The sequence below is a fragment of the Paenibacillus agaridevorans genome (assembly GCF_018604145.1).
In the GTDB taxonomy this organism is placed as follows: Bacteria; Bacillota; Bacilli; order Paenibacillales; family Paenibacillaceae; genus Pristimantibacillus; species Pristimantibacillus agaridevorans.
The window spans coordinates 4,676,975-4,689,558 of sequence record NZ_CP075889.1 but is presented as its reverse complement, the minus strand read 5'-3'; the positions used below and the strand labels follow the sequence as shown (position 1 = coordinate 4,689,558).

The window sequence follows — 12,584 nt, the reverse complement described above, 5'->3', positions numbered from 1 at the left end:
TGTTGCCGGTTGTTGAGCAGGATGAAAGGCCGGAAAGGAGTGAGTAGATGGCCTATGTAAGTAAAGAACAAATCGAACTTGCCAAGCAGTGGGACTTGCTAACGTATTTACAGCATGTCGAGCCTTACGAATTGGTGAAGTGCTCACGAAATGCTTATGCGACCCGCAGTCATGACAGCTTAAAGATTTCCAACGGCAAGTGGTTTTGGTGGTCGCGTGGGTTTGGGGGGCGCACGGCGCTGGATTATCTCATTAAGGTGCGGGGAATCTCCTTGCCGGAGGCAGTGCTGCATCTGAACGATCAGCACACACCATCGTCCTCTCCGGCAGCACAAGTTTTCCGGGAGGATGGGGCTAAGCCATTCGCGCTTCCCGAAGCCTATGAAAATGCAAGCCGAGTGGTTGCTTACTTGCACGGGCGGGGGATTTCCCACGAGGTGCTTGAGGTGTGTCTTGAAACGGGGCGTCTGTATGAAAGTCGGAACTATCACAATGCTGTATTTGTCGGCTTTGATGAGCATGACGAGCCTCGATACGCGGCGATTCGCGGAACGACAAGCACTCGCTATATGTGCGAAGTACCGGGCAGCGATAAGCGCTATGCCTTCTCGCTTCCAGCAGCAGAGAACAGCACTGAATTGCATTTGTTTGAGAGTGCCATTGATCTTCTGTCCTATTGTACATTCATGTTGAAGTGGGGAAAGGACTGGCGGCAAGTCCATCTTCTGTCGCTTGCGGGGATATACCGACCCACAGAGAATAAGGAAGGGTCGATTCTTCCGGCTGCTCTTCTCTCCTATCTTGATCGCCACGCGGATGTAAAGCGACTGGTGCTGCATTTGGACAATGATGAACCGGGACGCTTGGCAGCAGAGATGATCGAACAGCAACTGGCTCAGAGCTATCAGTTGGAGAATGAACCACCCGTGCAAAAAGATGTAAATGAGGACTTGATGGCGTACAAGAAACAACGTGAATATCCATCAAGATAGCGTGTGTTGTACAATGGCATGCCAACTCATCATTCGCAATAATAAAATAGTATCCATTTCAGGGGAGGACTGAGCATGCAGTCGAGAAATGAAAACGAGTAAGGCGAGACAAGTTGGGATACGGAGAAGATTGAAGCGGCAGTGGTGGAGGCAGAGGAGCAAGCTGGCAGCGACAAGACACGCCATGATCATCATCAATTCATGCGTGAGGCGCGTCGCAAGATCAATCAAAAAGAACGTTGCGCAAGGGTGTTGTAGAATCCTGAACTGGATGAGGGCTTCACAAAGACGTTGGCCGCACGTCCTAATGAGGTTGTCTTTTTTTGGTTTGTTACGTGATGTGAATAAGGAGCAGCCGGAAATCTCCTATAGACGTCAATGGATAAACTTCCTATAATAAACAAGTATTCCAGAAATATCTTTTGTGCATGAATCTTACTCAAATAATAAGGGAACGGAGGGAGAAATGATACTGGTAATTACATTAAAATCTGACGACGTACCGGATTCGAAGGTGAGCACTGTATAATCATAAATAGGTTTCTTTCCTGTTAGATTCATTCAAATTTCTAAACAAATTTTTTTCTGAGGAGCGAAGAATTATGAGAAAGAAAAAGCTGGTTGCCTACGGACTGGTGTCTGCTGCATTGTTATTTGGTGCTACAGCAGCCTCATATAGTTATGTCTCCGGGCAAAATAATGCTGTGACAGAACTAGGTGTTGGTAAATATATTGTTACTTCTAATAATATTATTTCTACGACACCATCATCAGAGGAACAGAGAATAGCTAGTCAACTAAGAACAGAACTCATTGAAAAAGGAGAACATGTTGATGAGTCCGCTTCATTTAATCTTAAACCAGATTCCTCATATCCTGCTCAGAAGATTTTCTCCATTAATGATACGACAAAACAATCGAGCAATCTAAATGATGAAACAACAATCCTTCAATATACAGTAAAAAATCCGTCTGGAGTAGAGTCAGTCCGAAATTTATACCTTCATAAAGTAGTCACACAAAATGGAGTAGAACTTGTTCCAAATAATACAACGGCTACTCCTGCATTGATCCCATCACCCGATGGTGGAAAATACTTGTTCGAAGATATGAATTCTATATTTACAATTGATACTAAATCTTTGAGTGTTACACAAATTACTCAAGATTATGTTGACGGATATGACAAAAACAAGTTACACAATGAACTTAAGGAGAAAGAGCAGTCTTTATTCTGGGCAACTAATCCTGTTTGGAGTCTGGATGGTACTCAAGTATCTTATCTATCTAATAGAACTGCGGTTGATAATACCAGTATGGAAATTTGGGTTATCGATCTTTTGAATGGAACAGAAAGGAAAGTATACAGTAGTACACAACCTGTTGGTACATTTGGTTGGACGAGTACAAAAAATCTTATTATATAGGAAGACTCCCATGACGGATCTTTATATTCAATTAAGGAACTTTCACTCAAGGGTGAAACTTCTCCAGCATTGCTTGAAAATGTAGATATCAAAGATCTATCTCGAGATGGAAAGAAATTACTTTACTCTCCTAGCAGACCTAGTAAAGATTTTTGGGTTTTTGACATAGAGACAAAGGAGAAACATCAAATATTATCAGTCGGAACAGGGATTCAATTCGATCCAACTGCCAAATTCTCACCAGAGGGAGACAAAGTAGTTGCCTTAGAGTACGCGGGTACGAAGGGAGAACGAATTGTGTATGTTACAGATATTGGAGTTGGAAGTACGCAGACATTTGGATCCTCAGATAACGAAATATATACCGCAACACCTGATTGGGTGAATAACGATACATTATTATTAAATGTTGAAAAATCAGGTGAGAGCAATGCGAAGTTGATATCTGTGGAATTGAGAGGTGAGGCTAATGAATAAAAAATTATCGCTGTTTCTTTTCATAACGTTAATATCGACTATATTTACAACTTCTGTATCGGCTACTTATAATATTAGGTTTGGCGGAGTTGGCCCGGGGGCTGGAACACTAAATTTAGCCACTCCAATCACCGGATATCCTGATGTGAATTCTCAATGGAATCAACCACGTCTAGTAGATGGTTCTAACCCACATCAAGGAGTCGATCTTTATGCAACTTCAGGCACTCGAGTTAATGCAATATGTAATGGATTTGTTACATATCAAAATGATACTACAGCCTATGAATTAGCTTTGAAATGTGATGTTAATGGTGATGGTTTAAATAATGACAATTTGGAAATTTATTACGATCACCTGGATGATGTTGGTTTTGTTGGTACGTCTAGCACCAATCTCGTAACGAAAGGAACTCAAATTGCTGAGTCGGGAAATGAAGGCGGTAAAGTTGGCGCACATCTCCATTATGGTACAAGAACAAGCAGATCAGGTACTATGGTTTGGACGAGAACTGAGCCCTACTATAGATGGACTAGTAATTGGAACTATGGTCGTGATTTAGATTTTATTTCACTTGTGACTTGGACTAATAATGTCGCTAAGGTTGTAGCTTATGAAGTGGATTCAGGGGTTAAATCATCTCTCAACTCAAATTCGGTTACCTTATACCATAGAAAAGATGGAACATCAAATTGGATTAGTGTACAAATGACAAAATCGGGTGATAATTTCTCTTACGACTTGAACAATGTTTACACTACATCTGAAGTGGTTAATTGGATGGTAAAAGCTGACAACCCCCATACAGTTGCAACTTATAAGTCTGCTTTTATGATACCGAAGTATGACCAACCAAGTTCTAATCCTAATTCTACATCTAACAAATATGATTATTACAAATGTACAATGGGTGGAAGTGCATGTACCGCAATAGTTACACCTTAAAAATCAATTCTCATAACACACCTTTTTTCTTACTTGGTGTGTTATGGGACACAGCTACAATAATTGGAGGGATGAAATTGAGAAAACAGATTACTTTAATTTTGTTTAGCGTGATTTTATTTACAATCTCAGCATGTTCATCTACTCCTGCTAATGTGATTCAGCCAACAGAGAGTGATAAGCCAACTGAAACAAGTTCTGATAAAAAAATATATAAAAGCAGTAACGGTTGGTCGGTTCAATATCCGATGACGTGGGACTATGAAAGTGATGACCTTTTGAGAGAAACTGAAACGGAAAAATTTATTTCATTTGATACATATGACATTCCTGAAGAGGGTATAGAAAAATGGCTAGAATCAAAGATCCAAAGTTCATTAGCAATGAATGAAGCAAATAATACACTTCTTGAGGATGTTACAAAGGCAACAAAAGATAACTTATCTGTTTATAAATACGCGATTGAATCTAAAGTGGATGCGCGTATAACAGAATTGCGCTTCATTATTTATGTTGATAATAAACATATTTATCAATTTCAAAGCCAGAACCCATCCCTGACAAAGGACGAATTCGAGGAAATTGTTAATACATTTTCGCTCGAAAAATAGCTGGTTTTTAAGAGGCCTTCAAAAAAAAATCCGAAAGAGACGTTCAGCACCACCTAGTTCACTTGCTCTACAGAATCCATTTATCAAAAGGATCACCTGAAGGTCAATGTCATTAAGTTAAACTCAAAGTCTAGTCCGGCAATAAAAATGGATCCGAAACGGCATGGGAAAAAGTCCTGTGCCGTTTCTTTTTTGGTGCAAGAAATGAAAAAAGCGTACAGCAAATAAAACGGATGGAAGATCCGTTTTAAAAAGTGTTCATGTGAACGGGATTATGCTACGCTTTAGACGAAGCTAACAGCTGACTTCCAACGGATTTTGCGCGTATTCTTCTGTCCTGGTCGAATGGGTCGAATCGGCAAAATGTTTTGCGAATCAGTGCTTTAACATCGGGCGGGGCGTCCCGTGAGCGCAGGAAACGTCTACAAACATGAACGGCAACCGTGAAGTTGACTTGATATTGGTGCCGTTTATCCATTTGGGAAATGACGTCGTGAGAGGTCATCATTTCAGCGAAATTGTACATGATCATTCTTGCTAAAATCTCTTGGGTAATGAACGCTTGCTTCTTAGCGTGAAAACTCGTTAGACCGACGGTGTATTTTAAGGCCCGGAAAGAGGTTTCAATGCCCCATCGCATGTGATAATGGCCCGGAGTTCATCGGGTGGGAAATCACCGGCGGAAACGTAATGAAGGTTTCATAATCGCCACTCGGCAAGACGAAACGAACAACCCGAAAGGAAATCGGGTAAAACAAATTCTCTTGCAAATCCAAAAATTCAAAGGTAGACGTCGAAGGGACGAACCTGTAAATCTCGGGATGAGCCTTGACCTCTTTGGTTTGTTTTTTTGTCAATGTCAGATGAACTTCAAAATCAAACTCTCCGTTAGCGGGTAAACATAAGCCGAAAGAATACCACTGGAGTTCAAATCCTTTACTCGTATGACATAGTTCCACCCTTTGCGCTCAAGATGCGCAAAATTGTTGTAACTTTCATAACCACGATCCGCATGTATTTTATCAAGCAAAATTACCCCGAAAAATCATGTTAGGTTACCCATAAAAATCGTCTGTAGCTGGAAATGACGACACGGTTGACATGGAGCCTCTACGGGCATGAATCCCTGCGAAAGGGCGAAGCCATGGGCTTCGCAGAGGCAGGCTAGCCTATCATGCCCGCCCCTCCATGTAAACCATGTCTACTGTGCTGGAAATTTTCCACGTCAGAGCACCAAGATTTTTTGGGGTAATTTCAAATGATTAAACACATCCGCAATCGCAATGGTTTTGCCCTTGATGGGGGAACGGTCAACCATAGTAGCGAGCGCCCTTCCTTCGTTGCACAATCTTCGTGGCTGAACAATGGCATCCACATAAAGTCTGTTACAGAGGTCATACGCTGCGTTCAAATGCAGCTGGTTATAGCCTTTCGTGTTTGGTTGACTTTGAAAATAGGTAGCCGTGTCCGTAGGGTCTGTTGCGATATGGAAATCGGAACCGTCAATGGCAAGTAACCGATACCCTCGGTAGTCCTTGATATCCGTATACGACTCTGTAAATGCGTGAAACAAGAATTCCACAGCAGTCGGCAGAATTTTATTCCTCTGCTGGACAAAAGCAGAAGTGGTTGCAGTGTTTACGTCTTAGTCCTGTGATTCCAAGAGTTCCTTGTAGTTGCTGTTGCCCCCCATGGAGATCAGGAGTTCCATGACCGTTTCATAGGGTAGCTTCTTTTTTTGAGTAAAATCTGTTTCAGGGTTTTGGACATAAGGTGCAAGGTGCAGCTGCCATTCCTCGTATGAGAGATGTCAGCGTTTCTTTAAGCGAATTGGCGTACTCATTCATTGGCGAAACCTCCTCATTTTTTTCAAGGGGCCACGCCATACACTTCCATCCGCATGTCAAGTTCTTTTTCTTTTTCATGCAAAAAAGAGCGGGCTATCTTTTCGATAACCTGCTCTTTTTTGATTTTTGGCCCTGCATCTTAACTTAATGACATTGTTTCCGCACGGCGTCTTTTTTGTTTACCCGCAGCTCCACTTTTTCCCGGCAGGTGCCTCGGGGCAACGTGTAACGTTGCAGCAAGCACTGAATTTGGTCTCCCAAATTCGCTTGTTAGGGGCTACGCCCCTAATACCCTCGCCTGGCGGATCGAAATGTTTGCTTGTTGAATAAATGGTTGTATTTGGAACGGGCATTCTTAAGATGCCTTGTTCTCATGATTAACTCCATTTTCAGAAAGGAGACGTCACATGCGAAAAAGAAGCATTCGCATTCAAGTTTGGGTCAATCAGGAAGAGGTTCGAAGGCTTCAAAAGCAAGCGCAACAGTCGGGGCTGTCACGGGAAGCCTACCTTCGCTCGCTGATTAACGGCTATGTTCCAAAAATGTTGCCACCCCTAGATTATTACACTATGCTGCGCGAGCTTCACGCCATTGGCAATAACCTGAACCAGCTTGCGGTGAAGGCGCATACGACCAGTCATCTGGATCACGCTTCCTTCCAGCGTGAAGCGGATGATTTGCGTCGAGCTGTCCAACGGATTCAAGAGGCGGTGACTGCGCCGGAGTCGCGCAGTGCACTTTCTTGAACCACATAGGGTACAAGCAATATGGCTACGACCGCGATATGGGACGTGACCGATCGTCTGAAGCGTGTATTGAACTACGCCGTCAATCCAGATAAAACAGAACAGGGGCGCATGGAAGCGGATGGTTTGCAGCAGACACTTGCCTACACTAGCTCGAATGCGAAAACAGAGCGGCAGCTTTATGTGAGAGGCATCAATTGTGATCCCATCAGCGCCCATGAGCAAATGCAGCGAACCAAGAAGCGGTTTCAGAAAACGGACGGCATCGTCGCATTTCATGGCTACCAGTCCTTTGCGCCGGGGGAAACGACACCGGAGCAGGCGCATGCCATTGGCGTGAAGCTGGCGCAAGCGCTATGGGGGGAACGCTTTGAAGTGGTAGTTGCCACCCATCTCGACAAAGATCATTTGCATAATCACTTTGTTCTCAATTCCGTCTCCTTCATGGATGGCAAACGATACTACGATAATAAGGCTTCCTATGCGCTAATGCGGAAAACCTCCGACCAGCTATGCCGGGAGCATGCCTTATCCGTCATTGAGCAGCCGGAGCGCGGGAAAGCCAAGCAGTACGGAGAATGGCGAGCCGATCAGGAAAGCAAGCCGACATGGCGCGGCGTCATTCGGGAGGACATGGACGCCGCTATTGCTGGGGCAAGGACAATGAGTCAATTTTATGCATATCTCCAAGCAACGGGCTACGAAATCAAGGCACATGTCAAACATGTAGCCGTTCGTCCACCAGGTAAAGAAAGATTTGTTCGCCTACATATCTTGGGCGAAGCCTACGGGGAGGAAGCGATCAAGCAACGAATTTTGGGCAGTGCATTGCCCAAGAAAAAATCAGCACTGTCGCTTCCAAATCGTAAGCGCGTGGTTCTGGTTCGTGGAAAACGCCTGGTCAAGCATCGCAAGCTTACCGGCCTTCAAGCTTTGTATGTCCGTTATCTGTTTGCACTGGGAATTGTGCCTCGCTACCGTTCGTCTCCGAGACGAGCGTCTTTTTTGTTGAGGGAGGATTTACGTCACTTGTCGCAGATCATTGAACAAACCAAGCTGCTCTGTCGTCATCGGATAGCCAGCCTAGTGCAGTTGACCAGCTATGTTGAACCCCGACAGGCTGAGATGAAGGGACTGCGTCTTGACCGCCAAAACTGCCGCAGACGCTTGCGTAGTTGCCGACAACCCGAGCAGATTGCAGCGCACCGGGAGCAGATCGCAGAGTATTCTTGGCAACTGGCGCAGCTTCGAAAGGAGGTGAGGCTTTGCGCGGGCATTTTGGCGCGTTCCGCTACAATCAAGGACAAGCTGCGGCAGCATGAAGAGCATGAAGAAAAATCCAGGCACAAGGAGGTAGAAGCCCATGAGCGGAAACGAGGCGGCCGATCAGGTCGTCAGCATGAGTCTGCGCGGTATTGAAGTGATGGCGAAAATATCTGGCGAAGGTGCAAAGCATCTCGCGGCCTATTTGTTCGCCGTGCTGCAAGGGCAAAAACAGACGAGGGGCCGCACCCGGCTTGAGAATCTGCTCCGCAGCGGGAAGGAACTGAAGGTATTCGCCGTGCGGAATGAGGACTTGCCCACCTTTTGCAAGGAAGCGAAGCGCTATGGTGTCCTGTATTGCGCGTTGCGGGACAAAAAGAACGTGGATGGTCTGTGCGATGTGATGGTGCGCGCCGAGGATGCCTCCAAAATTAATCGAATCGTGGAACGCTTCCAGTTGGCGACCGTGGATACGGCTAGCATCAGGCAGGAAATTGAACAAGCCCGTCAAGAGAAGCTGCCGGACAGCCTGGAAGCGGAACGAGCGATGGAAGCTGCGGAGCATCAAGAGCCGGTAGCAGAGGAGCAAGAGGCTCCTGCAGCGGCAATCAGCGAGGAGTTTTTGGACGAACTTCTGGGAAAGCCGGAACCGCCGGAAGGGGTGGAGCAGGGAAACGAGGCGCGGGAAAGAGATCAGCAGGTGCACGAGGAAGAGCCGCGGGCCGAAGCGGAGGAGTTGGAGCAGTTATCTCTGCCTCGCCAATCCGAGAGCCAGAACCAAGTGGAACGCCTCTCTCCGTCCGTGCCTATCTCCGCGCACAGAGAGGCATCCGAAATGATTTTTGAACAGCCGAAGGCGAAGGTGTCTGTACGGCAATTGCTGCGCGAGATTCGGGAAGAGAGCCGTGCCGTGGAGAAACAGCGGCAGCAACAGCAGAAGGAGAGGGAGCTCGGCTTGCCCAAACGGAAGAATCGGGGCATGGCACCTGTTGCCATTAACGCACCTATCGAGACACCGAAGCGTAGCAAGCGAAAGGGGAAATCAAAATGAGCGAATGGGATGATTTGTTTCGTCAAGAAGCACCACCCGTGATCGCTACCGCACAAGATCAGCCCTTCGACAAGGAAGCCTGGGTGCAGAAGAAACAGGAGCTGCGCCAATGGACTTATGAAACCATTGACGTGACCACGGCTTTGGCCGTGCAAACCGGCGAACAGTTTCAACAGTATTTGAATATACAAAGCCGCTTTGGCCGGTACAGTGTTTCTAATGCATTACTTATTATGGCGCAGCGGCCGGAGGCAACGCGAATTGCCGATTTCGAGGGCTGGAAGGCAATGGGTTTTCGCATACGTCGGAAAGAAACAGGCTTCTATATTTTGGAGCCGGGCGAGACTTATAAACGGGAGGATGGCAACGCAACAGTAAGCTACAATCCGAAAAAGATGTTTGACGTTGCCCAAGTTATCGGAGAGAAACCGGATCTACCCCCTCCACCGGATGAACGAACCCAGATCAAGGCGCTCATGCATCGCTCTCCCGTTCCGATTCAGATGGGCGACGCCTTGCCAGAGGGCATGCATGCTCTTTATCAGCCGGATGTCCGCCAGATTGTGATTCGGCGCGGGCTGTCGGCAAGTGATATTTTTCGTTCGCTTGCGCAGGAACTGGCGCATGCGGAACTAGATCAGGGTAAGGCCGACTACAGCCGCTCGGATCACCAGGCCCAAGCGTACAGTGTTGCATATATGCTGAGCAAGCAGTTTGGCGTGGAGACATCGTGCTTTTGCTTAAACCGTGTTGTAGAAAGGCTGAAAGGGCTGGAGCCTCAACAGATTCGTACGGAACTATCTATCATTCGGGACACAGCCCATACGATGAATAGCCGAATGTACCACCTGCTAGGCCAATTGCGGCAGCAGCCGAGTCGCCGTGACACGGTTCGTTAACGCTATGGCTGGCAAATGAACATTTCGATGACGTGGGAGGAAGGCCAATGAAAGAGGACGAGCGTATTCTTAGCTTGGATCATTACGAGCATGGTATCGTCATCAACGCCCTGAATACCCTGCGTAATGGCTTGATCGGGGAGCGGCGGTCGACAGATGCCGTGGATGACCTGCTGCTGAAAACGATAGATGCCCCCTATCGAAAAGCGAAGCATCGGAGCGAGCATGCGGCGCGCTAATTCCGCAACGAGTCAGCTTATACTCGTTGCGGTATTTTTATTGCCGGTCATCTGGCTGGCGCTGCATGCTGCCCCTGCCCTATCGGAAGGCTTGCCTGCCTTGCTGTTGCAGCTCAACGCAGCAATGGAGCATCCCCTCCATATCCGTTGGGTGGCGGATACGCCGCGCAGCCTACTGCTCTTTACGCTGGCGTATGCCGTCTGTATAGGTGTGTATATGTCCTCGTTGCGTAATTATCGCAGGCGTGAGGAGCATGGCAGTGCCCGCTGGGGAAAAGCAAAGCAGCTCAATGCCATATACCGAAGTAAAGAGCTGGAGCAAAACAAAATCCTGACGCAACACGTTCGGATCGGCCTTGACGGCCGCAAGCATCGGCGAAATGTGAATGTACTGGTGGTCGGCGGCTCGGGAGCCGGTAAAACGCGCTTTTATGCAAAGCCGAACGTAATGCAGGCCGCAACGTCTTTTGTAGTGCTTGATCCCAAGGGAGAAATTTTGCGGGATACCGGCGGCTTGCTCCAGACAGAAGGATACGATATCAAGGTGCTGGATCTCATCAACCCTCACCTGTCGCACGGCTACAATGCGTTTGCCTACTTACGGGACGACAAGGACGTACTAAAGCTGGTAACGAACCTCATTCGCAACACGACACCGAAGGGAAGCAATACGAATGATCCGTTTTGGGAGCGTTCCGAAACGGCGCTGCTGGAAGCGCTTGTGCTATACCTGCTCTACGAAGCGCCGCCCGAGGAGCAAAATTTCCCCATGGTGATGGAGATGATCGCAGCAGCGGAGGTTCGCGAAGAAGATGAAACGTATCAAAGCCCGCTGGATGAACTTTTCGAGCGGCTGGCCATGCGAGAGCCAGAGCATTTGGCGGTTAAGCAATACAACATTTTCAAGCTGGCAGCAGGCAAGACGGCCAAGTCCATTCTCATCGGTCTCGGGGTACGGCTGGAAAAGTTCAATTTGCCCACCATTGCAGGCATGAGTGTGGTGGATGAACTAGACTTGTCCGCTATGGGCACGAAAAAGACGGCGCTTTTCGCCGTCATTCCCGATAACGACAGCAGCTTCAACTTTATCGTCGGCATGCTGTACACGCAGCTGTTCCAGAGCTTGATGTATGAAGCCGATTATCGGCATGGGGGGCGCTTGCCCGTTCATGTCCATTTTGTGATGGACGAGTTTGCGAACGTCGCGTTGCCAACAGAGTTCGACAAGCTACTCTCGACCATGCGGAGCCGGGAAATTTCGGTGTCCATCATCCTGCAAAATTTGGCCCAGCTCAAGGCGTTGTACAAGGATGAATGGGAATCGATTGTCGGCAACTGCGACCTGTTCCTGTATCTCGGGGGCAATGAGCAATCCACGCATAAGTATGTGTCGGAGCTTCTGGGCAAGGAGACGCTTGACACGAATACGTATGGACTCAGCAGAGGACGCAATGGCAGTTATTCGATCAATTATCAGCAAACAGGTCGGGAACTGCTGATGCCGGACGAGGTTCGGCTGTTGGACAACCGTTATGCCATTTTGTTTATCCGCGGCGAACGGCCGGTGCTGGATGAGAAGTATAACGTGCTTCGGCATCCCAATGTTTCATTGACGCTGGACGGTCATGGAGAAGCCTATCGTCACGGAGACGCGGAGCACGCTGTGGACTGGACGAAGGTGATGCTGCATGAGCAAGGCGACTATGAATTGCTGTCAGAGAGAGAACTAGAAGAGTTGATTTTACAAGGAGATGATCGGCATTGAAGCGTAAAATGCAGGGGTTGCTAACGTTGGGTGTGATGCTTGCATTCGGAACCCTGTGGGCTTCGACGGCCTATGCTGCAGGCGATCCGATGGAGACGGTCAATAACTTCTCTGATTTCATTTTTGGCCTGATCAGGGCGGTAGGGATGATCATCTTGGGTTTCGGCATCGTTCAGATCGGCTTGTCGCTCAAGTCGCATGACCCGTCTCAACGAGCCAACGGATTTTTAACCCTGGCAGGTGGCATCATTATTACGTTTACGAAGGAGATTCTAGCTTTAATTGCGGGATAACGATCACGCCGGAGGGGAGTACTCGCTA

At 47.4% G+C, this 12,584-nt stretch carries 14 protein-coding genes; 12 read left to right on the top strand and 2 right to left on the bottom strand.

From position 1 onward, the window contains the following. Nucleotides 1–47: 47 nt before the first annotated feature. From KJW29_RS19175 to KJW29_RS19155, 5 genes are all read left to right on the top strand, one after another. Nucleotides 48–992, top strand: a complete 945-nt coding sequence (locus KJW29_RS19175; protein ID WP_209071914.1) for a DUF3991 and TOPRIM domain-containing protein — start codon at nucleotides 48–50, stop codon at nucleotides 990–992. A gap of 602 nt (nucleotides 993–1,594) precedes the next feature. Then, nucleotides 1,595–2,419, top strand: a complete 825-nt coding sequence (locus KJW29_RS19170; RefSeq protein ID WP_214625753.1) for a hypothetical protein — start codon at nucleotides 1,595–1,597, stop codon at nucleotides 2,417–2,419. Between the two features lie 69 nt (nucleotides 2,420–2,488). Continuing rightward, nucleotides 2,489–2,896: a DPP IV N-terminal domain-containing protein gene (locus KJW29_RS19165; RefSeq protein WP_214625752.1), complete on the top strand. Its 408-nt coding sequence runs from the start codon at nucleotides 2,489–2,491 to the stop codon at nucleotides 2,894–2,896. Further along, nucleotides 2,889–3,842: a M23 family metallopeptidase gene (locus tag KJW29_RS19160; RefSeq protein WP_214625751.1), complete on the top strand. Its 954-nt coding sequence runs from the start codon at nucleotides 2,889–2,891 to the stop codon at nucleotides 3,840–3,842. The genes KJW29_RS19165 and KJW29_RS19160 overlap by 8 nt, the downstream gene beginning before the upstream one ends. Before the next feature lie 77 nt (nucleotides 3,843–3,919). Continuing rightward, entirely contained in the window at nucleotides 3,920–4,453 is a 534-nt protein-coding gene (locus KJW29_RS19155; protein ID WP_209071911.1) for a hypothetical protein, read from the top strand. Between the two features lie 277 nt (nucleotides 4,454–4,730). On the opposite strand, the gene KJW29_RS36850 is transcribed toward KJW29_RS19155, so the two are convergent. Continuing rightward, nucleotides 4,731–5,093 (bottom strand): transposase, encoded by a 363-nt coding sequence (locus KJW29_RS36850; RefSeq protein WP_214625750.1) that lies wholly within the window; start codon nucleotides 5,091–5,093, stop codon nucleotides 4,731–4,733. A gap of 219 nt (nucleotides 5,094–5,312) precedes the next feature. Then, nucleotides 5,313–5,483: a transposase gene (locus KJW29_RS36845; RefSeq protein WP_209071909.1), complete on the bottom strand. Its 171-nt coding sequence runs from the start codon at nucleotides 5,481–5,483 to the stop codon at nucleotides 5,313–5,315. Between the two features lie 1,224 nt (nucleotides 5,484–6,707). On the opposite strand from KJW29_RS36845, the gene KJW29_RS19140 reads away from it, so the two are divergent. The 7 genes from KJW29_RS19140 to KJW29_RS19110 are packed head-to-tail and all read left to right on the top strand — an operon-like array spanning nucleotide 6,708 to nucleotide 12,556. After that, complete coding sequence (locus tag KJW29_RS19140; protein WP_087569041.1) at nucleotides 6,708–7,046, top strand: plasmid mobilization protein; 339 nt, start codon at nucleotides 6,708–6,710, stop codon at nucleotides 7,044–7,046. 21 nt (nucleotides 7,047–7,067) lie between these two features. Next, on the top strand, nucleotides 7,068–8,465 hold the full coding sequence (locus tag KJW29_RS19135) for a relaxase/mobilization nuclease domain-containing protein (protein ID WP_214625749.1): 1,398 nt from the start codon (nucleotides 7,068–7,070) through the stop codon (nucleotides 8,463–8,465). Next, on the top strand, nucleotides 8,410–9,360 hold the full coding sequence (locus KJW29_RS19130) for a PcfB family protein (protein WP_246608282.1): 951 nt from the start codon (nucleotides 8,410–8,412) through the stop codon (nucleotides 9,358–9,360). Before KJW29_RS19135 ends, KJW29_RS19130 begins: the two co-directional genes overlap by 56 nt. After that, a complete protein-coding gene (locus tag KJW29_RS19125) occupies nucleotides 9,357–10,259 on the top strand; it encodes a hypothetical protein (RefSeq protein WP_209071907.1) in 903 nt (300 codons plus the stop codon). The genes KJW29_RS19130 and KJW29_RS19125 overlap by 4 nt, the downstream gene beginning before the upstream one ends. Nucleotides 10,260–10,306: 47 nt before the next feature. After that, complete coding sequence (locus tag KJW29_RS19120; RefSeq protein WP_087569038.1) at nucleotides 10,307–10,498, top strand: hypothetical protein; 192 nt, start codon at nucleotides 10,307–10,309, stop codon at nucleotides 10,496–10,498. Next, the gene (locus KJW29_RS19115) at nucleotides 10,485–12,263 is read left to right on the top strand and encodes a VirD4-like conjugal transfer protein, CD1115 family (protein WP_209071906.1); all 1,779 of its coding nucleotides are present in this window, start codon (nucleotides 10,485–10,487) and stop codon (nucleotides 12,261–12,263) included. The genes KJW29_RS19120 and KJW29_RS19115 overlap by 14 nt, the downstream gene beginning before the upstream one ends. Then, complete coding sequence (locus tag KJW29_RS19110) at nucleotides 12,260–12,556, top strand: glutamyl-tRNA amidotransferase (RefSeq protein ID WP_425517428.1); 297 nt, start codon at nucleotides 12,260–12,262, stop codon at nucleotides 12,554–12,556. The genes KJW29_RS19115 and KJW29_RS19110 overlap by 4 nt, the downstream gene beginning before the upstream one ends. Nucleotides 12,557–12,584 lie beyond the last annotated feature (28 nt).

Excerpts from the sequence above, each read along its gene's own strand:
- KJW29_RS19170 (WP_214625753.1), top strand. The coding sequence starts at position 1,595 with ATGAGAAAGAAAAAGCTGGTTGCCTACGGACTGGTGTCTGCTGCATTG.
- KJW29_RS19115 (WP_209071906.1), top strand. The coding sequence starts at position 10,485 with ATGCGGCGCGCTAATTCCGCAACGAGTCAGCTTATACTCGTTGCGGTA.
- KJW29_RS19175 (WP_209071914.1), top strand. The coding sequence starts at position 48 with ATGGCCTATGTAAGTAAAGAACAAATCGAACTTGCCAAGCAGTGGGAC.
- KJW29_RS19130 (WP_246608282.1), top strand. The coding sequence starts at position 8,410 with ATGAGCGGAAACGAGGCGGCCGATCAGGTCGTCAGCATGAGTCTGCGC.
- KJW29_RS19125 (WP_209071907.1), top strand. The coding sequence starts at position 9,357 with ATGAGCGAATGGGATGATTTGTTTCGTCAAGAAGCACCACCCGTGATC.
- KJW29_RS36850 (WP_214625750.1), bottom strand. The coding sequence starts at position 5,093 with ATGCGATGGGGCATTGAAACCTCTTTCCGGGCCTTAAAATACACCGTC.
- KJW29_RS19135 (WP_214625749.1), top strand. The coding sequence starts at position 7,068 with ATGGCTACGACCGCGATATGGGACGTGACCGATCGTCTGAAGCGTGTA.
- KJW29_RS19140 (WP_087569041.1), top strand. The coding sequence starts at position 6,708 with ATGCGAAAAAGAAGCATTCGCATTCAAGTTTGGGTCAATCAGGAAGAG.
- KJW29_RS19160 (WP_214625751.1), top strand. The coding sequence starts at position 2,889 with ATGAATAAAAAATTATCGCTGTTTCTTTTCATAACGTTAATATCGACT.
- KJW29_RS19120 (WP_087569038.1), top strand. The coding sequence starts at position 10,307 with ATGAAAGAGGACGAGCGTATTCTTAGCTTGGATCATTACGAGCATGGT.